The following is a 21,310-nucleotide window of genomic DNA, read 5'->3' as shown; positions in this document are numbered from 1 at the left end:
GTGCGCACCTTCCGGGTACCTGGTGTGGCCTGGAATCGCAAGGAACGACGGCCCTCGCAGCGGTGCCGGAATAGGGGATTTGAGTCGCGCCTCCAGGTCTGCTCTGGCCTTCGGATGCGGAGAGAGGTGAACTCGTCTGGCCGTCTCGCCGCGCCGTTCTTCTGGACGGTGGCGACGCTTCTTCTCTTGGTCGGTCTCGGGTCCCCGAGCTTGCGTGGCTCCGAGGATCGCTTCGCCGAGATCACTCGAGAGATGATCCTAAGCGGTGACTACTTCCATCCGACCCTGAACGGGGAGCCGCACTTCCATAAGCCCCTCGCGAGCTACTGGGCGATCGCCGGGGCGAGCCGGGTCCTCGGCACTCTCGATGAACTCGCGGCGCGACTGCCGAGCGTTCTGGCTGGACTTCTGGCGCTGTGGGCGACGGTTCGGCTGGGCCGAGAGCTGTGGAACCCAATCGTCGGTCGCACGGCCGGGTGGGTTCTGCTCGGGTCGTACGGTTTTCTTCTCTGGTCACGGACGGCGGCGGCCGACATGGAGAATCTGGCCGCCGTGATTCTCGCGGTGACATGGTTCCGTTGTCGCGAGGATCGTCTGACGATGGCGTTCTACCTGGTGTTCGTGTTGATCTGCGTGGTCGGCGCCCACGCCAAAGGGCTGGCGGCCATCGTACTCCCGGCGCTCGTGTTGTTCCCGCATCTCGCGCGTCACGGTCAGTGGCGCGCGCATCTCAGCCCTTCCGTTCTCGTGGCTGCCGCCGTGGCCGTGATCGTCTACTTCGCGCCCTTCATCGCGGCGGATATCGCGCGACCGGATCTGGATTCGGTCGACGCGCTGGTCTCGGGCGACACGCGCAGCGGCTTGTACATGGTCTTCCAGGAGAACGTCCGGCGCTTCTACGCCCCGCACGACCACCAGGGACCGATCACCACGTACCTCTTTGCGCTGCCGGTCTTGCTCCTGCCATGGGCGCTGGTGTGGATCGCCGCGCTCCTCGATTGCGCGCGGGAGTGGGTACGCCTCGAGCCGGAGACCCGCTGGGTACTAATCTCGATCGGCCTCATCTTCGCGGTGTTCACCGCTGCCGGTTCGAGGCGCTCATACTACATCCTTCCCATCGTGCCGTTCTGCGCGCTGCTCGTCGCCGCGGTCTTGGATGGGGAAGCGCGCGGGCGCTTCGTCGAACGCGCGCTTCGTTGGACGGCGATCGCGCTCGCGGCTGTGATGGGAGCGGAGCTTGCGGTGGCCTTGCTCGCTCCGGTTTTGGGTTCCGTTTACGGCGTCTCGGTTCCGCCTGCACTGGTGATGGTGACGCTGATGCTCGCCGCATTTGCGCGTCTGATCTGGGTGCGAGCGGATACGATCGCGAGTTGCAGGGCCCTCAAGCTCGGCCTTCCGCCCGGGGTGGTTTGTCCCACCGCTTTGTCGGTGGTGGTGCTGGGTGGGTACTTCGCGCTGCAAGCTCCCCTCCTCGACCGATTCCGCACGGAGCGACCTTTCGCGCTGGCACTGCGCGGCGCGTCGGCGGATCTGGACGCGGGGCGCGTGGCCTTCGTTCGGCACGCTCCGTCGCTGTTCCCGTTCTATCTGGACGCGCCCGAGCCCCTGCCGGTACTTGGAGTAGTCTCGGACGTCACGCGGTTTGCCGCCGGGGGTCGTGGTTTGATCGTTGCCTCGCCTCGTTCGCTGTCTCGCCTCGGCGGCGAGACGCCCCGGGTGTTCGAGCGTCCGCCCGACTTGCAAGAAGGGCTCTACCCATGGGACCAGAAGGACGAGCGGCTCGCCGCGTGGTGGGTGGGCGGCGAGGTGTCACCGAAGGGGCCAGGAGACTGAGTATGGCGATTGTAAAGCGAGCTCATCACGTGAGCGTCCAGATCACAGACTTGGAGCGCTCCCGCGCGTTCTACGAAGGCGTTCTCGGTTTTGAGGAGACCGAGCGTCCCGACTTCGGCTTCCCGGGAGTCTGGTACCAGCTCGGCGACGTCCAGGTGCACTTGATAGGCGAGATTCCGGGGATGGACCGAAGCACGCCTCCGAAGAGCCTGTCGCCCGCGGCGACGCATCTGGCCTTCCAGATCGACGACTACCAGGCCACGCTCGATGCGGTGACCGAAAGCGGGGTTGAAGCGTTCGGGCTCGGCGAAGAGGTCGGCCAACTCTTCGTGCGCGACCCCGACGGCAACATCATCGAGCTGATCGTACCCGGTGGGATGCTCGGTCGACGGAAGTGAACTACGAACCTGCCCCAAGCTGGCTCACGACGAGCTGACGCCGCCCGGATCGCCGCGACCGACCTGGGGTCAGGCTCCTAGTCAGCGTCGTTCACGTCGTCGATCAGCATCCGGAGCCTGCCGAAGTGTCGCCTCGCCGAATGAAAGACGAGTCGCGGTAGTTCTGCGAGCTCGCGTTCTGCGGCTTCCTCGGGCAGCGCATTCGTCTGGTGGATCTTTCCGTGCGCGAGAATGTCGCCGTACTCGTCGTTCAGATCGGCGATGGTTTCCCTCGAGAGTGGGCTGGTGAGCCGAAGTACCAATCGATCTCCGACGAAGCGCGAGGAGTGGTAGCGGCTATAGAAGTGTTCGATCTCTTCGATCGCGACATCGAGGTCGTCGGTCACGAGGAACAGGCGCATGTCGGCTTTCGAGATCAGCCCCTCCTTCAGGAGGTGTCGTTCGATGTAACGCTTCCAGGTCTTCCAGTACGTACCGCCCGGCGCATCGATGAAGACGACCGGAAGCGGCCTCGCTTTGCCGGTCTGAAGCAGCGTCAGCGATTCGAATCCCTCGTCGTGCGTGCCGAAGCCGCCCGGGAAGAGCGCGATCGCGTCCGCTTCCTTCACGAACATCAGTTTGCGCGTGAAGAAGTACTTGAAGGTGATGAGCTTGGGATCATTGTCGATGATGTCGTTCGCCGACTGCTCAAACGGGAGCCGGATGTTGATCCCGAAGCTGCGGTCGCGCCCCGGCCCTTCGTTGCACGCTCGCATGATTCCGGGGCCGGCGCCGGTGATCACCATGAAGCCGGCGTCCGCGATCCGGCGTGAGAACTCGCGGGCTTGCTCGTACTGGGGTGACCCGGGAGGGGTGCGGGCCGAACCGAACGTCGAGACCTTTCGCATCCCCTCGTAATGCGAGAATACGCGGAAGGCTCTTCGCAATTCCTTCAGAGACGAGTGGATCAGCTTCATGTCGGCGACGCTGGTGCGATCCGTCACGAGTTTCTGGGCGGTCTCGGCGATGTCGGTTGCGATGTCTTGGACAATGTCCTCACGGGATCGCGGCTCATCGGCACGCCGCGTCCTCGCGGGCCCTTCGGCATCCATCCCGACGGGGACCTCTCCTCGTCGCGGTGGGCTCGGCTCATCGAAGTCGCCTGGGGGCGGCTCCGGGGCGTTCTTCGCGGGCCGGGATCGCTTGCGACGGGTGGTCTGGGGGGAGGTCCTGTTCTTCTTCACGGCTCTGTTTCTCGGCCGGTCGGGCTTGAACCTCAAGCGGGCCCGGACTGTTCCGTTTCGGAACGGCTCGGGGCGAGGTCGGCGCTCAGGCCGAGCGCAGGGTGCTCGAGGGCATCGCTCCGGCCTGCTCGGCACGATCGGTCAGCCGTCGCGCTTCGTCCTCGGGAAGCCCCAGATGTTGGGACAAGTCCCGTGCGGTTCGGGCGGGATCTTCCTCGAGACACGTTACGCGGTGCTCGGCTAGAGCGGAAATCATCCGGAGCGGGATCGTCAGACGCCCCTCGTCGAAGCCGACGCGGTACGCCACGATCCAGACGGCCGCCATCAGGCTGGCCGTGCCGCAGATTCCCAAGAAGATGAATGCGATGGTGCTCACAGTGTCGAAAACGGACGCTTCCCTTCGTCCATACTTACGGAGGGTCCCCGCTTCTTGTTCGCCACGAGCCGGAAGAGACCCGGCGCCCCCAACCGTCCATGGCATTTTTAGCGAGAATAGAGCCGATTATCCAATCCGGACCCGGGAATCCCTCGAACAGCTGGCCGGTCGTAGTCCTGCGAAAAGGCGCGCTAATCCAAAACGAGGACAACCTGACCTTGCCCTTTCCCCGCAGTCCGCCTACAACTTCCGCCACGGTCATGCGTGGCTCAGCCTCATGTGACGACCGCGTCGTGGCGCTCCCTAAGGCCAAAAGCGCTGACTCCACTGCTGAACTCCTAGCGGGGTGCATCGGTGGCGATGCCGATGCGCGCACTACGCTGGTCGAAAAGTACTCGGGCATCGTTTCCTACGGTGTAACCGTTATTTTTCAGCAGTTCGGTCGTCCATATAGGAAAGAGGAAATCGAAGACCTCAGCCAGGACGTCTTTCTGGCCCTATTCGATAAAGATTCTCGCAAGTTGAGACAGTATCAGGGGCGGAACGGCTGTTCTCTCGCAAGTTGGCTCCGGGTAGTAGCAAATCGGTTCACCATCGACCGCCTTCGGCGGGAGGGGCGAACGATCTCGCTGGACGATCCGGAAAGTGGCGAGAGTTGGCGGGTCCGAGAAGCCCGGCCGGATTCCCGGCCCGGGCCAGAACCACAAGTCGAAGCGGCAGAAAGAGCGGCCAAGGTGCGTGAACTCGTCACGCAGCTCCCGCCCAAGGACCAAATGTTCGTGCAGCTATTCTACTTCCAGGGACTTCCAATCGATGAGGTCGCTACCACGATCGGCATTACGACCAATGCCGCATACGTGCGGAAGATGAGACTGCACCAGAAGCTTCGGAAACTGGTTACCGCTCACTTCGAGGGAGAATTCTGATGGCCCGCACCGGCGATCCCGGCCTGGCGGCCATTCGCAGCATGGTTCGCGATGCGTTCCTGGACACGTCCTCGGAGTTCGGCCAGGACCCCGCGATCTACGAGGAGCATCCGAACGAGTTCCAGTTGGCGAACTACATCGAACACCTCCTCAGTGATTCCGAAGAGGCTGCGTTCGAGAGCCACGTCGCCATGTGCTCCGATTGCGCCGAGGAACTCGTGTTGTCGACGCGCGTCGTCGACGGTGAACGCCGCAAAGAGGCTTCGTCCTACTGGAAGATCGCCGCAGGCGTGGCGCTTGCGATGGGCGGCCTGATAGCTGCCCTGCTGGCCGGACGCAGTGCCGGGAACTACCTCGAAGGTTCGATGCTCGCTGGTCTCGAAGCCGGCCTGGGCGGCAGGGCTTCGGTCAACGCCGTCTCGGTCTCGTTCCTAGGTGGTCCTCAAATCGAACTGGATGGGCTGATCATCGACGATCCGGCGGGAGGCGATCCGTTGATCGCCGCCCCGTCCGCCAAGTTCGTCGTGGACCTCGCTTCTGTGCGAGACGGCGAATTCGGAGGCGATCTCGAGCTCGATCGACCCGTCATCAACGTTACGCGTAGCACATCCGGTGACGTGAACATCGACTCGCTTCTGCCGACCTCGGAGCGGTTGAGCGGGCTTCTGGCAGATGCCGCCAAGAACTCGGTTCGCTCGGTCCGCGTGACCGACGGCATCATTCGAATCATAGATCGGGCGGCCGGTGGTCCGCGCGAAGTGCGTATGGCCGACGTCGACGCTGTGCTGGAGGGTCTCAGCGAGACCGCCCCGGCGACTCTCCGCGCACGCGCGGGTATCGAGTCCACGGAACAGAATCTAGGGCTCGTCGGAACCGTCGGCCCCTGGGGTGGTGGTACGCCGCCGCAGTATCGCTTCAGCGAAGTCGATCTCGACGCCGTACCGCTGCGCGCACTCGCTTCGGCACGCAGCGCCATTCGCGGCGGGTTGTCCTACGACGGGACTCTTCGGACCGTAGGCAATGGTTGGGATCAGATCGCTTCGAACGTCTCGGGTGCCGGCAAGATGCAGGTGGTCTCGGGCGCGCTCGTCGGCAAGAACCTGATCGCCGACACGATTCGGCCCTGGATCGGGGACGGCGATGCACCGACCCATCTGGGCATGGTTCTGGCCGCCGCGGATACTCCTTTTGACGAGATCCGAACTGCGGTTTCGGTTCGCCGATCGGGCCTTTCAGCGCGAGACCTGCATGCGTACGGACAAGGTTTCGAAATCGTCGGAGCTGGTTCTTTGGAGAGCACGGGCGTCGTCGATTTCACCGGAACCCTGGTGGTTTCCGCCGAGATGTCTGCCGAACTCGTGGCGATCGCACCGGTCTCGGGCAAGCTCTTGAATGAGAACCGCCAACTGGCGATTCCGTTCCAGGTCGACGGGACGTGGCCACAGCTTCAGCCCCGGGTCGACCTCGAGGTTTTCGCCTCGAGGTTCTTCCCGATGCCGCGTCTTGCCACCTTGTTCTTCGCTCCTCGCGCCGGCTGATCATCGGCGGTACGCTCGGCCCGCGATGACGGGACGGAGGGGGTTGGCAGCGGTCTTTGCGCTGCTCTGTGTCGTCGTGGTGGCACACGCGGGCACTCCGTTTCGGGATGATGGAGATCGCGAATCCCTGTTGGCGTCGCTGGAACTGGCGCGCACCGGTCTGCAGGAGGACTCGGCTCGCTGCCGGCTTCTCGACGAAGCCATCGGTCGATTAGCCGCGGGTGGCTCCGTCGATAGCGTCTTCGCGCAACGCGCGCGCTCGGAGCCGGTGGACGTCCTTCTCACCGGCTACTACGAGCCGGTGCTGCCGGCGCGGCGCGAGCGGAGCCCGCGGTTCCGGTATCCGCTCTTTCGAGCACCGGGAAACGATGCGCATCGCAGGGCATCCCGACGCGACATCGACCAGGGAGCGCTTTCGGGCGCGGGCCTCGAGCTGTTCTGGCTGGACGACCCGGTCGAGAGCTTCTTCCTGCACGTGCAGGGCTCCGGCCGGTTGGATCTGGGAAACGGCGAAACGGCTCGTGTCGGTTACGCAGCCAACAATGGCCGCTCGTATCATTCGATCGGGAAGGAACTCGTCGCTCGCGGCGAGTTCTTTGCGAAGCAGGCGACGGCTCCGGCGATCAAGAAGTGGCTGCGCGAGCATCGAGGCCGTCTCTTCGAGATCCTTCACACCAATCCCCGCTACATCTTCTTTCGAGAGGTCGACGCGCCGCCGGAACGTGGCCCGGTCGGGGCGATGGGCGTGGCCCTCGTTCCGTTCCGGTCCGTCGCGACCGATCCGGAGGTGACGCCAATGGGGTCCGTCGGGTTTCTCACGGCGCCGATGCCCGACGGTTCCATCTTGCGACGTGTCGTCGTTGCGATGGACCAGGGTGCCGCAATCCGAGGTCGCACACGGATCGACCTGTTCGCCGGTGCGGGTGCGCCGGCGGAGCTGATAGCGGGTGAGTTGCGGGCGCGGGCTCAGGTGGTCTGGCTCGTGTAGGACTCGCCCCCCCCCCCCCCCCGAACTGGTCAAGACGGGGAAATTGAAGAAACGCCTTTCTTATTAGGTATTTCGGTGACTTTCGAGTCCTTCGCCCGACGGCTGTGTTGGGTAGGTGGTAGCGAGTCTTCACGGCTCGAACTCAGGGAGGCATCACCTTGGCTTGTCGAAAGATCGGATTGCTCGCAGCCTTCGCGCTCACGCTTTTTTCGCCCTCATTGGCCGTGGCCGCCGATGATCCCCCAGGGGTCGCCCGTATCAGCCTGATCGATGGCCCCGCGTCGTACCGACTCCACGATGGCGAGGATTGGACCGGCGTCGCCGTGAACGCACCACTCGTCACCGGGGACGCCTTTTATTCGGGGGCGGGCGCGCGCGCCGAGATTCAGTTGGCTCCGGGCACGTACGCGCGCCTTGGCGCCGACACCCAGCTCGATCTGTTGGAGGTGGCCGCGGATGCCACGCAAGTGGGTGTTCGCGTGGGGCGCGTCATCGTCCGTCTGCGAAGCGACCCGAACCAGAGACACGTCGAGATCGATACGCCGGGCGCCGCCATCGTCTTGAAGCGCGCGGGGAGCTATCGGGTCGACGTCGAGGCCGACGGACGCACGACGGTTCGCGTCGGACGTGGTGAGGCGATCGCTCACGTGGGCGATGACCGCTTCGAGTTGTTCGCTCACGCGAGCGCGGTCGTCGGCGCATCGGACGGTCCGGCACGCTACCGCCCGATCGCGAATGCCGCGGAAGACGACTTCGACAGGTGGGAACGTTCGCGCGACGACCGCGTCGACGCGTCCCAGAGCTACCAGCATGTCAGCGCGGACATCTACGGCGTAGAGGACCTCGATGAGAACGGGGTTTGGGAGTACCAGCGTGGCTACGGTCAGATGTGGCGCCCCACCAACGTGAGTGCGGGTTGGGCGCCGTATCGTGATGGGCGCTGGGTCTTTGTGGAGCCGTGGGGATGGACGTGGATGGATTACGCCGCGTGGGGCTGGGCGCCGTTCCACTACGGTCGCTGGGTACGGCAGAACAGCTACTGGTATTGGGCCCCGGGGACCGTGATCGCGCGCCCGGCGTACTCGCCAGCTCTCGTCGCCTTCTACGGCTACGGCGGCGGGTACGGCTACGGCGCGTCCGTGTCCGTGGGGATCGGCGCCGGCTACGTCGGCTGGGTCCCCCTCGGTTGGGGTGAGCCCTGTTACCCGTGGTGGGGAGGCTTCGGGGGGGTCCGCGTCGGTTCTGCCTGGTGGGGTGGATGGGGCGGGCCGCGGGTCGTCAATAACGTCATTATCAAGCAAAAAAATATCTACAACGTCCGCGTGAAGGACGTTCGTCACGTGAATCGTCATCACCCCGGTGGCTTCACGGGAACGGAGCGTGGAGGATTCGGCCGCGGTGGTCGCAGGGCTCCTCTTGGCGAACGCGATCGCCGGGGTCTTCGTGCGGTGAGCGGTCGGGTCGGCGTGACGCCGGACCGATCGAGCCGACGTGCCGTCCAGCCCTCGAGAGAAGCCGTGGGGCGTGGGGCGAGGCCGCCCAGTGGCCGCGAACGCTCCGGCGTGAGGCGCGCGGGACTCACGGGGTCATCTGGCGCACGGGGCACCCCGCGGGTGCAGCGGAACGCGAGTCGAACCCGGAGTGGCAGCCAAGACGAACGCGCGCAGCTCGCGGCGCGCGGACAGACCGGTCGCTCATCGGTGCGTTCTGCGGCGACGTCCTCTCGCCCCTCCCGTTCTCGCGCACCGACTGCACGCGTGGATACGCGGGCCGGCGGTCGCGCAAGCGTCGCGCCGCGTCCGCCGGCCCGCACGACCCGAGCGGCCCGAGCGGCCCCGCCATCGGCGCCGCGCCGGTTTGCCCGTCGGAGCGAGCCCTACGTCGCGAGCCGGCCGGCGTTCTCTCCGGAAAGCTCGGAGCGTAATCCGGTCGGCGCTTCCCGCGCGCGCCGGTCGCGTGGTGCCTCCCGCGGACCCGAGCGCGCGGCGGTGAGTGGCGCCGGGGCCACGAGAGCATCCTCAGCACGTTCGGGGATCGGCCGGCCCCCGGTTTCCCGACGCCAGTCGGGCGGGGGGCGTGAGGCCGTGACACGGGCGAGGGCCTCGAAGCCACGCGCCAGTGCCGGTCGCTCTGGAGCCCGGACGAATACTGTGGGTCGTGCGGGAACGCGGCCGTCGGTGTCTCCCCGTGTGAGTCGGTCCGCCTCGCCTGCCCGTGTGAGCCGCAAGGCGACGTCTCCCCGCGTGACCCGGTCGGGTTCGTCCGCTCGCGCGACCCGGCCCGCGCCCCCGCCGCGCGTCGCGAGCTCCGGTCGGAGGCCCCCCCGGGGGGCCTCCACAACGCAATCTCGGGGATCCTCCGGGGGCAACAGGCGCGCCGTGTCGAGTGGCTCGCGGTCGTCGTTCTCGTCCAGCGGTCGCTCGGCATCGGGGCCGGGCCGTTCGACCGCGCGAAGCGGTGGCCGCTCCAGTTTGGGTGGAAGCCGTAGTTTCAGTGGTGGATCGCGTGGTGGGAGTTCCGGCGGTGGTCGGGTCGGAGTCAGCCGCCGGTGACGTATACTGTCTGAGTGTTCGTCCGCCTCGCTGCCCTCGCGCTGGCCCTCGGTTGCGCCGCCTGCGCACCGACGGCGTCGCCGACGACGATCGAGGCGAAGGCACGAGCCGCGCGAATGGGCCGGGCCGTTTCCCAGCGGCCGCCGTCCCCCACGTCGGCGCCAAAGCCACCTCCCCGCGACCCGAGCGTGCGTCGCGCCCGTGCCCGCGCCGCACTCCCCCCCGGCTCAGAGGCGGTCTTCATCGAGGTCGGGGAGGCCTCGCCGTACCTCATGGCACTCGTGCCGATCGCCCTCGGTGAGGGGCGCGACGGCGCTCTCTTGGCGCTGGTGGACGTGACCCAGAAGCCGGGCGTGCTCCTCGGTCGGCACGACTTCGTGTCGGGTCCGATGACAGCGCGCAAGGCGTTGGTGGTCCACACCATGCGTGGCGAGCCGGCCATCCTGGCGGAACTCGATGGTGAGAAGGAGTCGATGACCTGCGGTTGGTGGCTCGCGGAGAAGCGACCTCGTTTCCTGTGTGCTCCCAAGATCGCCGGTGAGTCACGCTACGAGACGTATCGGGATGAGCTCGTCGAGTCTTGGGAGACCGAGTTTCCCCCGGCCGGACTCGCAGAACCGACTCGAACCGGGCGTATGCTGCGCCTCTCTCCGGCCGGTCGGTGGACCGAAGTGGATAGTTTCCGGTGTCTCGGGCGCCCTCTGGCGGAGTCGCTCGAGGAGGCGGGACGACACCGCCTCAGGCGTTGGCAGCGAGACACGGTTCGGCGATTGAGTCGGGTCGCTCTGCACGAGAGCCGCGCCTTCGCCGACGAGCGGGCGAGCCGCCTGCTCCGCGATGCGGTGATCGTCGACGCATGTGATGCTGAGCCGTGGCGACTCCTCGGGCGGCTCGAGTTTCAGGCGGGCCGAATGGCGAGTGCGGCCCCGCCGCTCGCCGCGGCCGTTGCCCTCGACTCGCACAACCCGGCGCCCTTGGTGGATCTCGCGGATGCGCTCGTGGCGCTGGACGTGAGCACACAGGGTGGCGCCGAGGCGTGGGCGCTCACCTGCCAGCTCCTTGCGCGACCGCCCGCGACGCGGGCCCTGGTCGACGGCGTGACCGGTCCGAAGGTGCTCGCGCGCGATCTGTACAAGTCTTATCTCGAGCGAACGGAAGAGACCGCGGTGCGTCACCATTCGCGGCGGCGTCGCGTCGAGGGCCAGCTGCAAGTTCTGCAGTAGGCTACTTTGCGGCGGGGCGAATCTCCCAGATACGGATTCGCGGCCCAGGACGCTTCACACTCGAGGCGTGTCGAAGCGGCACGTAGAACGCGTCACCCTGGTCGAAGATCGGCTCCGGAGTATTCGGTTTCACCGGGTTCGCGTCGAACACGAGCGTCGCTTCCCGGTCGAGCGCCGCGAGTTGCGCCTCATTCGGTCCGGGCGAATAGAACGGGAGGACGTCGGAATCGGAGAGGACCCACCGCACGCCTTGTCGTCGCGAGAGCTGTGGGCTCCCGAAGGGTTTCGTCCGGTACTTACCGTGCAGCTGAGGTTTCCCGTAGGGCGTCCTCTGGTGCGTCATCGCGATTGCCGCGCCCTCCGGAATGTTCTCGGTAATCCACTCGCGCGCCATCGTACGGGTGTCCCTCCGCGCGAGGAGCCGGTTGAGCTTGTAGTCGCGGATGCCGACGGGGACCAGCAGGAATGCCACACAAACCGACACGGCGGCGGTCGCCCACCGAGGAGGCAGGTGTCGTCCCACGAGCTTGCGTACGTCTCCGATCGCGATTCCGAGAAACACGATCAGGACCGGCAGCGGGATGAGGATGTACCGGTAGAACGCGTAGCGACTCGAGGTGATGCCGACGCTCGCGACGATCAGGAAGCCGAGCAACGACCACGTCCCGATGCGCGGTCGGACGAGCACCCAGAGTACGGACGCGAAGAGCGCCGCTGCCAGAATGGGGCCGACTCCATCGGGCATCGCCTTTGTGAGGAACCAGGACCATCCCCATCCGGAGAAGGTGTTGCCCACACCGTTCTCGATGAACCCTCGCTGATACGCGAAGTCCTTCAGGGTCTGCTCCCAGTCGAGCAGAAGGTACGGGGTCACGCAGACGAACACGATCAACGCCGTGACCAGCGTGATGTAGGGACGGATGTCGCGCAAGACGCGCCAGAGGGAGCGGCCTTCCCGGTGCCGTGCACCAATATGGGCGAGTGCCATACCGGCGAGGATTGCTCCCGTCGGGTACTTCGTTCCCATTGCCAGCCCGGTCGCGACCCCCGCCAGGAGCGAATCCAGGCGCCGACCCCGCCCGACGACCCGTAGGAGCATCCCGATTGAAAGCGTCAGCCAGAAGACGGCGGGCGCGTCTGTCGTCGAGTACTTGGATTCTCGGACGTGAATCGTGGCGAAGGTCATGAGGGCTGCGCTCGCGAGAGCCGCAGGCCCGCCGTAGGCGGGAAGCGTCGCCCAGTAGATGGCGGGGATCGTCGCGGTGCCGAAGCCGGCGGAGAGCTGACGTCCCACGAGGTGGACACGGGCGAAGCCGTCGTCGCGAAATGCGCCCCGGAAATCGCCCGGATGGCCTTCGGCCCACGCGATGAGCCGAAGTGCCCCTTGATGGACGTACATCTGCGCGGCCGGGTACACCGCGAAGTGTGGGTTCGCGTCCTGGTGGAAGCCCGTGGCGCGAGAGACGAGGTATTCTTCGTCGGGACGAAACTTGTCCGGTAGGCCGAAGTCGAGGGCCGACATTCGAAGCCATCCCCCGACCAAGGTGAGCACGACGAGTGTCGCAAGTCTCATTCGGGAATCTGCTTCGACGGTGGAAGCACGTAACGCCAGATCAGCAGCAGTGCACCGAGCACGAGGAGCACCGCGATGGCCTGGATTCCGAAGGGGCCCCCGCTGAGCTGCTGGGCCGCTGTGCTTCCGTACACGTACCTGCTCGGCTCGGGACTTCCGGCGGCCATGACGGAGATCCCGGTGCACCATCCCTTGCCGGTATTCAGCGAGCTGTAGCCGCCGAGTCGACACGAGATCTTCAACTTCGTCTCCAAGCCCCCGGTCCTCACCCAGAAACTCAGAGGCTGCCACCCGAGTGTGCCGCGAAGGTCTCGCGAGTTGTGGAACGTCCCGAGGACGGAGAGGTACAGCCCCATGCTCGTCGCACCGACGTTTTCGGCCCGGCCCCAGCCGCTCACGTGGTACCAGGTGTCGGGCGAGACCGGCACGGACTGCACGTAGCGTGCATCGTTAGCGACCTTGTTCTCGATTTCGATCACGCCGATCTTCGAGTCGTCGACGTTCCAACCGAAGACCGTGACGGTGGGCTCCATGCGGTAGCCTTCGGGTTTCCAGTGGAGCGGCTTGCCGTCCTTGCCCTGGCTGAGCAGCGGGTTGCGGACCAACTCTCGCGTGGCGTGAGCGGAGCCTGCACACAGTCCTGTGAGGAGAAGCGCCGCGGCAATGAGGAGTGCGATTCGCATGCCCATCAGATCCAATTCATGATGCCGGATCCCGAGATCCACATGCGGGCCTGCCAGGCCTGCTTGGTCACGGGAATCCCGAGCCAGATTGGCAGGAAGTACCAGGAAATCGCGAGAATCGCGACGCAGTAGACACCGACGGTGACGCGACCGAGCCGAATGGGGTCGACGCGTCCTAAGTTGACCAACAAGTAGTAGGTCACCAGCAGCGCGAGGAAGACGATGGTGCCGAGCGTCCCGGTGGTCGCGGTCACGACCGGGAAGAGACTTGCGAGGAGGGCGGAGCCAGCGAGGCCGCGCTCGACCTTCGAGCCCTCCCCGTTCCACAGCCGGTCCAGAAGCCACGCGAGCGCGAGGAACGCGAAGAGGAGCGAGGGAAGGTAGTGGTACAGGAAGAGCGTCCGGCCGATGCCGACCCACGGCGCGAGGTGGAGGAGCCAGCCGGCGGCGACGAAGCCGAGCGCCATGCGCCGCTCGCGGACCGCGTGCCACGATGCGAACAGCAAGGCCGGTACGGCGGCCCACCACACGGCGGGATTTCCCGAGCCCCAGATCCCGACGACCATGCCGGGAGCCGGCCCCGGGTCCTTCCAGAAATACCAGACAGGCCGGAGAAGAAGCGGCCACGTGTACCACTTCGACGAATACGGGTGCGCCGCGTCGGCGACGGCGGATTGGTAGTTCGGCACTTCGACCAAGATGTAGTTGACGAGATCGATCGGGGAGTGCCACCAGCCCCAGAGGTAGTGGGGTGTGTAGGTCAGAACGTAGATGCCGAAGGCGAACCAGCCCACGATGAGGACCGGCTTCAGGAGGAAGCGGACCACGGACTCCTGGCGTCGTAGGGCCTCGTTCCGTCCCGTGACGGTCAACGCGCCGAGCACCAACAGGAAGCTGAAGAATGGGATGTAAAGCTTGGAGCCGACGGAGATCCCGAGCACCAACCCGATGAGGAGGAGGCGGGGAACGTCTTGGTACAGCTTCCGCCGAATCAACCGGATCGTCAGGATGTACGCGGCGACGGCCCATGTGACGTAGTGGATGTCGATGACGGCGATCCGGGAATCCACGATGCAGAGGCCGTCGATGGTGACGAACAGGGCGGCCATGGCCGCGGCCACGCGACGCTGAAAGAGCTCCCGGGCCAAGATGTACATCAGCACGACGAGCACCGTTCCGACGATCGCGTTCATGATGCGCCAGCCGAACGGCGTGTCGCCTACGGTCCCGATGCCGAGTCCGATCATGAGCTTGGCGAACGGAGGATGCGGATCGAGGAAGTCGACCCCGTTCAAGTAGTTCCGCGCTTGTTCGACGAAGTAGACCTCATCGAACACGAGATCGATGGGCTGATCGATGGCGTAAGTTCGCAGCCCGAAGGCTACGGCGGTGAGGCCGAGGAGGAAGACCAACTCAGCTCGGATCCACGCAAGGGAGAGGATGCCCTCCTTCTTCTCGGTCGTCGTGGATGGTGCGTTGATCGGACTCGTCGGACCGTCCATCGAGAGCGAGCGGAGCCAGGCGGCATCGTCCTGCTCGAGTGCCGTGAGTCCGGGGGCCGTGAGCCGACCACGGGCCATCTGCCACGTGACCCCGAGCCACGCGAACATGCAGGCCGTGTTCAAGGCCGCCACCGTTCGCCAGAGCCAGTCCGGCCCGGCGGTAGCGGTCTGCTGGTGCAGGTAGACGATCAGCTCGTTGGCAAGGAAAAGCGCCGACAGGCTCCAGTACAGAACGCCGACCGATCCGGTCACGCCGACCAGCGCTCCGAAGACGAAGAACGGGTAGAGGTAGCGTTCGTGCATCCGCGTGAGGCACAGGAAGGAAACGAGCGTCGCGGACGCGAAGAGGTTGATGTAGAGTAGGCGATCGCGTCGCAAGAGGTACGCGACGAAGAATCCGAGGCCGATCAGGAGGCCGATCCCTAAGCCCCAGTTGTTCGCGGAAATCCCGAGTGTGATCTCGGCGTCGTTGTGGCGCATCCCGAAGAGGAGCGCCGCGAGGTTCATCGCGTTGACCGAGGTCTCTGCGTAGTACCCTGTCGTCCCGAAGTAGAGGTCGACGAGCCACATCCATGGCCGATCTCCTCGGAATGGGTCCGCGATCGTGAACACCACTGCGAGAACGGCGAGGAGGCAGGACAGCGGCCGGCCACTCTTCCACCAACCTCGGGGCCAGAAGAGCAGCAGGGGGACGAGGAGAAGGGCCTGGGGCTTCGTGAGCACGGCAAGCGCCGCGAAGATCCATGAGAGTTCGAAGCGCCGCTCGCCCTGCGCGAGGACCGCGAGGAGCACGAGGAGTGCGAGGACCGAGTCGGTTTGTCCCCACACCGCCGAGTTAAAGAGAAGTGCGGGGTTCAGAGTGAACGCGAGAGCCGCGCTCCACGCGAGCTTCTTCTCCGTCCCGCGCAGACGCGCGTACAGCAGCCAGGAGACCGCGGCATCGGTAAGCAGGGCCGGGAGTTTCAGCAGGATGATGAAGCCGTCCGAGCCGGACGGGATGCCGAGCGTCTTCGCGAGCAGGCCGACACCCCACAGGACGTACATGTAGCCCGGCGGGTAGTCGGCGAAGTAGTTCGGCGCGTAGAAGCGCGCGGGGCCCTCGGTGGCGAGCCGCATCGCCCAGGCGGAGTACGTCCCGACGTCGACCTTGTATTGGAAGTGCGGGGCTGCGGCGATCTTCGCGGCGAGAACGACCAAGAGGATCCCGGCGAAGAGCATGCGCTCCCCGCGCGGTGCGTGGGTGCCCACGCGTCCGTGATGACCGATTCCGTAGAGCAGCAGCAGAAAGAGTCCGAGCGCCGTGGGGAAACCGACGGGCGCCGTGGATTCCTCGATCGGGCCGTAGACGTAGTTGGCGTTCAGCGGAGGCCCGGCCTGCTGCTCGAGACGGATGCCCGTGCACCAGGCCTCTCCCGCCGAGATCTGGCCGAAGCCGCCGAGGCGGCAGGCAACCTTTACGCTCCTCTCGCCTTTGGTCTTGAACCACAGCCCGACGGGGGTCCATTCGGTGTCCCCCTTCAGCGCCTCGCTGTGGTCGAACCCGCGCATCAGCGCCAGGTTGGCGCCGACGCCCTCCTCCGAGACCCCTACGGCCCGGATGAAGCCCGAGAGCCGGTACCAGCGGTTGGGCTCGACGGCGACGTCCTGGACCCAGCGAGAGTCGTTCGGGCGGAGATTCCGGACGACGAGGATGCCCGGCGTGCCCTCGCCCTTCTTCCACTCGAACGCGGTGCCCTTCGAGGGGCTCCAGAGATCCGGCTTCCAGGCATTGGGCTGGTCGTTGGTCCCGGCGGTCAATCCGCCGTTGACGATGAGGTCTCGGGCGCTCGCCGGCGGCACCGCCACCAGAAGGACGATTCCAACCAGCAGCAGACTCAGGCCGCGCCGCCCGGAGGGGATGCGTTGAATCTCAGCTGGGGCGTGGCTACGATCGGCACAGGTCATGTCAGACGCCCGTCGCACCTCTAGTTCCTCGTCCGCGACGCCAGCCACCGGAGCCCTGCCCGCCCTTGCCTTGGTCCTCTCGATCGTGGGCATGATTCTCGGGTCGGTGGTGCTCTATATCCACCAACAACTGGCAGCAAGCCAGGGCGACTACACCAGTTTCTGCGACATCTCCGAGGGGATGTCCTGCGACATGGTTCTGGGGAGTTCGTACGCGAATTTCCTCGGGGCCCCGGTGGGCGCCTGGGCGCTCCTGGCCTATCTCGGCACGGCCGCCGTTTCCGTTTACGTGATGCGGTCGCCCGCCAAGGATCGACTCCCCGCCGCGACGGCGCTGCTGGCATTGACCGGCTCGATTCTCGCCGTATCGCTCTACTTCTTCGCAGTCTCCACGTTCGCCATCGGGGTGTTCTGCCCGATGTGCCTTTCGTTGGATGTCGTGAGCCTCGCACTGTTCGGCGGTGCGCTGGCCCTCTTCCGGATCCTCGCTACGGGCGACCGCAGCGGTTTCGCGGCCGGACGCTTCCTGGGCATTGCGGCTGCCGGCACGGCTGTCGGGATCGCCCTGCTTGCGGTGGCTCAGGGGGGCGGTTCCTCGTCGGGGCCGGTGACGGTCGAAGGGATCAAGAGGGACGATCCCCGTTTCTACGCGTACTACATTTCTCAGCCCGTCGTGGACCCTCCAATCGACGAGCGACATGCCTCGGTGGCTCCGGTTCCCATCACGATCGTGGAGTTCTCGGATTACCAGTGTCCTTATTGCCGGCGAGCCTTTCTCGACCTGAGTAGCGTGATCGCAGAGGGTCCGGGTGACGTGCGTGTGATTCACCGGAACTTCCCGCTGAATGCCGACTGCAATCCCGCGATCGAATCCCGCAACCACGTGGTGGCGTGCCAGGTGGCTGTGGCCTCCGAGTGTGCCAGCCGGCAGGGCAAGGACGCCGCGTTCAGTTACCTGGCCTTTACGAACCAGGACGACCTTGCGACAGCCGACTTGAGTTCCTTCGCCCAGCAGGCGGGCCTTGACATGGCCGCCTACGACAAGTGCGTCGCGTCGCCCGACGCCATGGCGTCGGTGAAGAAAGACGTTCGAGACGGTCTCGACGCCGGCGTCGAGTCCACGCCGACCCTGTTCATCAATGGGCGTCGGATCAAGGGTGGATTCTCCCGACCCGAGCAGTACCGGTACGCCTTGGCGATCGAGCGGGAGCGTCTTGCGGCCCAGGCCGCCCAGGCTGCGACGCCCTGACCCACACGAGGCCGAGCGCGCTGTCGCGCTGGGGGCCGGTCGCAGTCTGGGCCTCGGTGATCTTCCTCTTTTCGACCGACAGCTTCAGCGGCACGGGAACGAGTCGGTTCCTCTTCCCCCTTCTGGAACTGTTGTTGCCGTGGGCAGATGCGGAGCAGATCGAGTTCGCACACGGATTGGTTCGAAAGCTCGCGCATGTGACCGAGTACGCGATTCTGTCGCTGCTCATGCTGCGGGCCCTGGCAGACGACGAGCGAAGTCCCGTGCAGCTCGGACTTTGGGCCGTCGCACTCTGCGCGTCGTACGCCGCGACCGACGAGTTTCACCAAGCGTTCGTCGCGAGTCGAACGAGCGCAGTGCAGGACGTTCTTCTCGATACGCTGGGGGCCGCGATCGCTGCAGGCGTCGCCGTCTCGCTAGGGTGGCCCGTCAGTTCGGGTCGACGATCGCGAGCTTGATCGCGCGGAGCTGTTCGAGCTGCTCCGCGACCGCGTTCAGCGTTTCGATCAGGCGATCGACTTCGCCCTTTGCCCAGTCGAGCTCACGCTGACTCAGCCGATCGAGTGCCTGGCGGAGCTGGACGTATCGTTCGATGACGCCGGTTACGCCTCCGAGGCCACTCTCGGCCATGCGGTTCTCGACTTCACCGGAGAAGCGGAGCAGAGCTTCCGCTTGGCGCAACACGTCGTCCATTTCGAACCCTTTCGAGATCGGAACGTTCAGCGCCAGTTCCGGCCCGAGGTCGGACGCGTGACCATTGGCCGACTTTACGGTCGTTCCGTTCTTATTTATGCTTGATGAGAGGTAATACCACATCCAAGAAGTGCAAGGATGTTGTCTCATGCGGCGGCCGGGTGCAACTGTGAAAAGCGCTCGCGACGTGTAGCGATCAGGCGCGCGGCGCTGCTTGCACGCGACGGAGTGAGAGCCGCTCGAGTTCGGCATGGACCCACGCGACACCGCGGCCGGCCCGGAGGGCGACCCGTTCGATGTCCTCACCTTCTTCGCGCAGGAGCGCCGAGTAGTACGCGCGCAACAGCGCGTCGTGACCGAGGTGGGTGGGAACGGTATCGACTGGGCCGCGAGACGCCGCGCTGGCCGGGTCAGCCTGCTGGACCGAGCGGTCGGGCGCGGCCGTTGTCTGGGTCGATTGGCTCGTTCCGCTGCGCTGCCGTAGGGTCGTGGCTCGTGCGACGAGGTCACGGACGCCGCGATGGTTTTCCGCCGTCGCGGCGCCGTCGAGCTCCCGGTCGAGGTCCGGTCCGAGGAGTGCTGCGGCACGCGCCCTGCGTGCATCCCAGAGCACGTAGGAGAGCGCCTCGGATACGAAGTCGTAGCCCGCAGGCACGGGGATACTCTTCCCGCGCCTCCAGACGGCGGCGAGCGCCTCGGCCTGCTCGCGGAGAATCGCTAGCTCTTCCGGGGAGATGCGGACCAGGTCGTAGACGATGTCGGCCACGAACTCAGGGAGCGCGTCCATCTCCTGCTCGAGCGACGGCAGCCGGACTTCCGTCTGGCTGACCCGGACGAAGAGATCTCGGCGGATGCCGTGCCGGCTTACAAGTTCCCTCGGTTCGGCCTGCGTGCCGACGAAAAAGAGAAGGTTGCGGCGCCTGGCATCCCCGTTGAGGAAGGTGAGGAGCTCCTCCTGGGCCTGCGGCGCCAGCCGTTCGAGGTCGTGGATGAAGACCGAGCCGCGCTCCGGCATGAGCTGCCGCGTCGGCGTACCTCCCTCGCGGCCGAGCTCTGCGGCGGCCACCCGGACGAGGGCGCCCGGTCTCCCGGAGAGGACGTGGAGCAGAATGGCAAGCTGCTCCTTGCCGACACCCGGTTCGCCCGCGATGAGCATGGACCTCGCGACACGAGCCTGCTGCATGGCGCCCGGCAACCGGTCCAGGACCGAGTGGGGAGCGGGAGAGAACTCGGGAACGACGTTGCGCACCACCCGGTGGAGATCCTGCAGAAGCAGCCAGCGGAGCTCCCGTCCCAGGCGCCGGCAACGGGCTCGGGAGACACCCGCGACTTCAAAGGGCGTCCCCGAAAGGACCAACTCGCCGTGCCAGAGGTCGTAGAATCCACGCGGATTTCGCCGCTCGAACAGCTGGCGAAGATACGTTCTTCGCTTGCTGGTGCAGTATTGGAGGAACCTCTCTTCGCTCGGAAACTTCATCGGGCTCGAGGGTCCGGGTGGGGGATGTGGCTTGGGCGGACCTAGACTCGCTCTACCGAACACCCCGCCCGGGGGTCAACCGCCCTCCGACCCTGCTTTGCGGAGGCTTGTAAAACCTTCGCATGACCGGCGCTTTTGCATTATTCAGGAAGGATGCTCGAAAGAACTACTTTGTGTGTGGGTGTCGTCCTTGGACTGATTCTGGCCGGCTGCGATGGGAAGCCCCCGCCGGTTCCCGAGACGAATAGCGCGAAGCCGACCTCGACCACCGTCGCGCAGGCCACGGTCGCGGGTGAGGTTGCGGCGCGGTACGGCGACGACGTCATGACGGTCGACGAACTCACCGTCGAGTTGCAGCGACTCCCGGCCCGCTCGCGAGGCCTGATGGACGAAGACGGACGAGCCCGTTTCGTCGAGAATTACGTTCTGCATCAGCTCCTGTTCGATGAGGGAATCCGGCGCGGCTTCGATCAGGATCCGGACATCCGACAGCAGGTCGAGGACATGAACCGCCGTCTTGTCGTGCAGAAATTGGTGAAGGATCTCCAGTCGGTTCCGCCCATCACGGAGGAGCAGATTTTGGCCTATTACGACGAGAATCAGGCGCGGTACTCGACGACCACTCTGCGGGCCCGCCACATCCTGGTTCGCGAGGAGGAACTCGCCGAAGAACTGCGCGAGAAACTCGAAACCGAACCGGAGAGTTTCGAAGATCTGGCCAAGGAGCACTCCGTCGACACTGCGTCCGCGCGCAAGGGGGGCGACCTCGGTTTCTTCGGGCACGGGCGGATGGTCCCGGAGTTCGAGGCGGCGGCGTTCTCGCTTAAAGAGCCGGGAAACTTGAGCGACGTCGTGAAGACGCAGTACGGCCATCACATCATCAAGCTCGAGGAGCGTCGTGACGGAAAAGGCAAGCCGCTGGATCAGGTTCGCGAGCAAATCCGCACGAGCCTCCGGCATTCGGCCGTCCAGACTCGTACCCAGGAATACTACGAGGAGCTGAAGAAGACGGCCGACATCCGGATCGACTCCGAGGTCGTCGAGCGCGTAGCTTTGGAGCTGCCGGTGCCGAGTCCGGCGACTGGAGTGAACCCCCTCCGCGGCGGCGGGCACTAGCAGGTCGTTGGAGAGC

At 65.6% G+C, this 21,310-nt stretch carries 17 protein-coding genes; 9 read left to right on the top strand and 8 right to left on the bottom strand.

The genetic code is table 11. The features are described from left to right. Positions 1 to 126 precede the first annotated feature (126 nt). Both P8R42_25640 and P8R42_25635 read left to right on the top strand, forming a co-directional pair. A complete protein-coding gene (locus tag P8R42_25640) occupies positions 127 to 1,833 on the top strand; it encodes a glycosyltransferase family 39 protein (GenBank protein MDG2307976.1) in 1,707 nt (568 codons plus the stop codon). Positions 1,834 to 1,835: 2 nt separating this feature from the next. Further along, positions 1,836 to 2,231: a VOC family protein gene (locus P8R42_25635; GenBank protein MDG2307975.1), complete on the top strand. Its 396-nt coding sequence runs from the start codon at positions 1,836 to 1,838 to the stop codon at positions 2,229 to 2,231. Positions 2,232 to 2,308: 77 nt separating this feature from the next. Here the strand turns inward: P8R42_25635 and P8R42_25630 are convergent, their stop codons facing one another. Both P8R42_25630 and P8R42_25625 read right to left on the bottom strand, forming a co-directional pair. Next, positions 2,309 to 3,454 carry an LOG family protein gene (locus P8R42_25630; GenBank protein MDG2307974.1) on the bottom strand — a complete coding sequence of 382 codons (1,146 nt, stop codon included), beginning with the start codon at positions 3,452 to 3,454 and terminating at the stop codon, positions 2,309 to 2,311. Between the two features lie 85 nt (positions 3,455 to 3,539). Further along, positions 3,540 to 3,830: a hypothetical protein gene (locus tag P8R42_25625; protein MDG2307973.1), complete on the bottom strand. Its 291-nt coding sequence runs from the start codon at positions 3,828 to 3,830 to the stop codon at positions 3,540 to 3,542. Positions 3,831 to 4,123: 293 nt separating this feature from the next. On the opposite strand from P8R42_25625, the gene P8R42_25620 reads away from it, so the two are divergent. From P8R42_25620 to P8R42_25610, 3 genes are read left to right on the top strand one after another with little or no spacing between them, the layout of a single operon-like run. Continuing rightward, positions 4,124 to 4,756, top strand: coding sequence for a sigma-70 family RNA polymerase sigma factor (locus tag P8R42_25620; protein ID MDG2307972.1), 633 nt, complete (start codon positions 4,124 to 4,126; stop codon positions 4,754 to 4,756). Continuing rightward, entirely contained in the window at positions 4,756 to 6,294 is a 1,539-nt protein-coding gene (locus tag P8R42_25615) for an AsmA-like C-terminal region-containing protein (protein ID MDG2307971.1), read from the top strand. The genes P8R42_25620 and P8R42_25615 overlap by 1 nt, the downstream gene beginning before the upstream one ends. Before the next feature lie 43 nt (positions 6,295 to 6,337). After that, positions 6,338 to 7,282 carry an MltA domain-containing protein gene (locus P8R42_25610; protein ID MDG2307970.1) on the top strand — a complete coding sequence of 315 codons (945 nt, stop codon included), beginning with the start codon at positions 6,338 to 6,340 and terminating at the stop codon, positions 7,280 to 7,282. Positions 7,283 to 7,497: 215 nt separating this feature from the next. Here the strand turns inward: P8R42_25610 and P8R42_25605 are convergent, their stop codons facing one another. Continuing rightward, complete coding sequence (locus P8R42_25605) at positions 7,498 to 8,094, bottom strand: hypothetical protein (GenBank protein MDG2307969.1); 597 nt, start codon at positions 8,092 to 8,094, stop codon at positions 7,498 to 7,500. 1,754 nt (positions 8,095 to 9,848) lie between these two features. Here P8R42_25605 and P8R42_25600 point away from each other — a divergent pair. Beyond that, a complete protein-coding gene (locus tag P8R42_25600) occupies positions 9,849 to 11,057 on the top strand; it encodes a hypothetical protein (GenBank protein ID MDG2307968.1) in 1,209 nt (402 codons plus the stop codon). A 1-nt stretch (position 11,058) separates the two neighbouring features. Here the strand turns inward: P8R42_25600 and P8R42_25595 are convergent, their stop codons facing one another. The 3 genes from P8R42_25595 to P8R42_25585 are packed head-to-tail and all read right to left on the bottom strand — an operon-like array spanning position 11,059 to position 16,777. Then, positions 11,059 to 12,630 (bottom strand): phospholipid carrier-dependent glycosyltransferase, encoded by a 1,572-nt coding sequence (locus P8R42_25595; protein ID MDG2307967.1) that lies wholly within the window; start codon positions 12,628 to 12,630, stop codon positions 11,059 to 11,061. Next, a complete protein-coding gene (locus P8R42_25590; GenBank protein MDG2307966.1) occupies positions 12,627 to 13,313 on the bottom strand; it encodes a hypothetical protein in 687 nt (228 codons plus the stop codon). The genes P8R42_25595 and P8R42_25590 overlap by 4 nt, the downstream gene beginning before the upstream one ends. A gap of 5 nt (positions 13,314 to 13,318) precedes the next feature. Beyond that, positions 13,319 to 16,777, bottom strand: a complete 3,459-nt coding sequence (locus tag P8R42_25585) for a phospholipid carrier-dependent glycosyltransferase (protein ID MDG2307965.1) — start codon at positions 16,775 to 16,777, stop codon at positions 13,319 to 13,321. Between P8R42_25585 and P8R42_25580 the strand changes: the two genes are divergently transcribed. Together P8R42_25580 and P8R42_25575 are read left to right on the top strand one after the other, a co-directional pair. Then, positions 16,758 to 18,008, top strand: coding sequence for a thioredoxin domain-containing protein (locus tag P8R42_25580; GenBank protein ID MDG2307964.1), 1,251 nt, complete (start codon positions 16,758 to 16,760; stop codon positions 18,006 to 18,008). The genes P8R42_25585 and P8R42_25580 overlap by 20 nt on opposite strands. Further along, a complete protein-coding gene (locus P8R42_25575; GenBank protein MDG2307963.1) occupies positions 17,921 to 18,466 on the top strand; it encodes a VanZ family protein in 546 nt (181 codons plus the stop codon). The genes P8R42_25580 and P8R42_25575 overlap by 88 nt, the downstream gene beginning before the upstream one ends. On the opposite strand, the gene P8R42_25570 is transcribed toward P8R42_25575, so the two are convergent. Together P8R42_25570 and P8R42_25565 are read right to left on the bottom strand one after the other, a co-directional pair. Beyond that, positions 18,438 to 18,701 carry a hypothetical protein gene (locus tag P8R42_25570; GenBank protein MDG2307962.1) on the bottom strand — a complete coding sequence of 88 codons (264 nt, stop codon included), beginning with the start codon at positions 18,699 to 18,701 and terminating at the stop codon, positions 18,438 to 18,440. The two genes, P8R42_25575 and P8R42_25570, sit on opposite strands and share 29 nt — an antisense overlap. A gap of 196 nt (positions 18,702 to 18,897) precedes the next feature. Further along, a complete protein-coding gene (locus P8R42_25565; GenBank protein ID MDG2307961.1) occupies positions 18,898 to 20,178 on the bottom strand; it encodes a hypothetical protein in 1,281 nt (426 codons plus the stop codon). 153 nt (positions 20,179 to 20,331) lie between these two features. Between P8R42_25565 and P8R42_25560 the strand changes: the two genes are divergently transcribed. Beyond that, positions 20,332 to 21,294, top strand: a complete 963-nt coding sequence (locus P8R42_25560; GenBank protein MDG2307960.1) for a peptidylprolyl isomerase — start codon at positions 20,332 to 20,334, stop codon at positions 21,292 to 21,294. Positions 21,295 to 21,310 lie beyond the last annotated feature (16 nt).

The organism is Candidatus Binatia bacterium, assembly GCA_029243485.1.
GTDB lineage: Bacteria > Desulfobacterota > Binatia > UBA12015 > UBA12015 > VGTG01.
The sequence above is the reverse complement of the archived record's forward strand: the minus strand, read 5'-3'. Positions and strand labels throughout refer to the sequence as shown.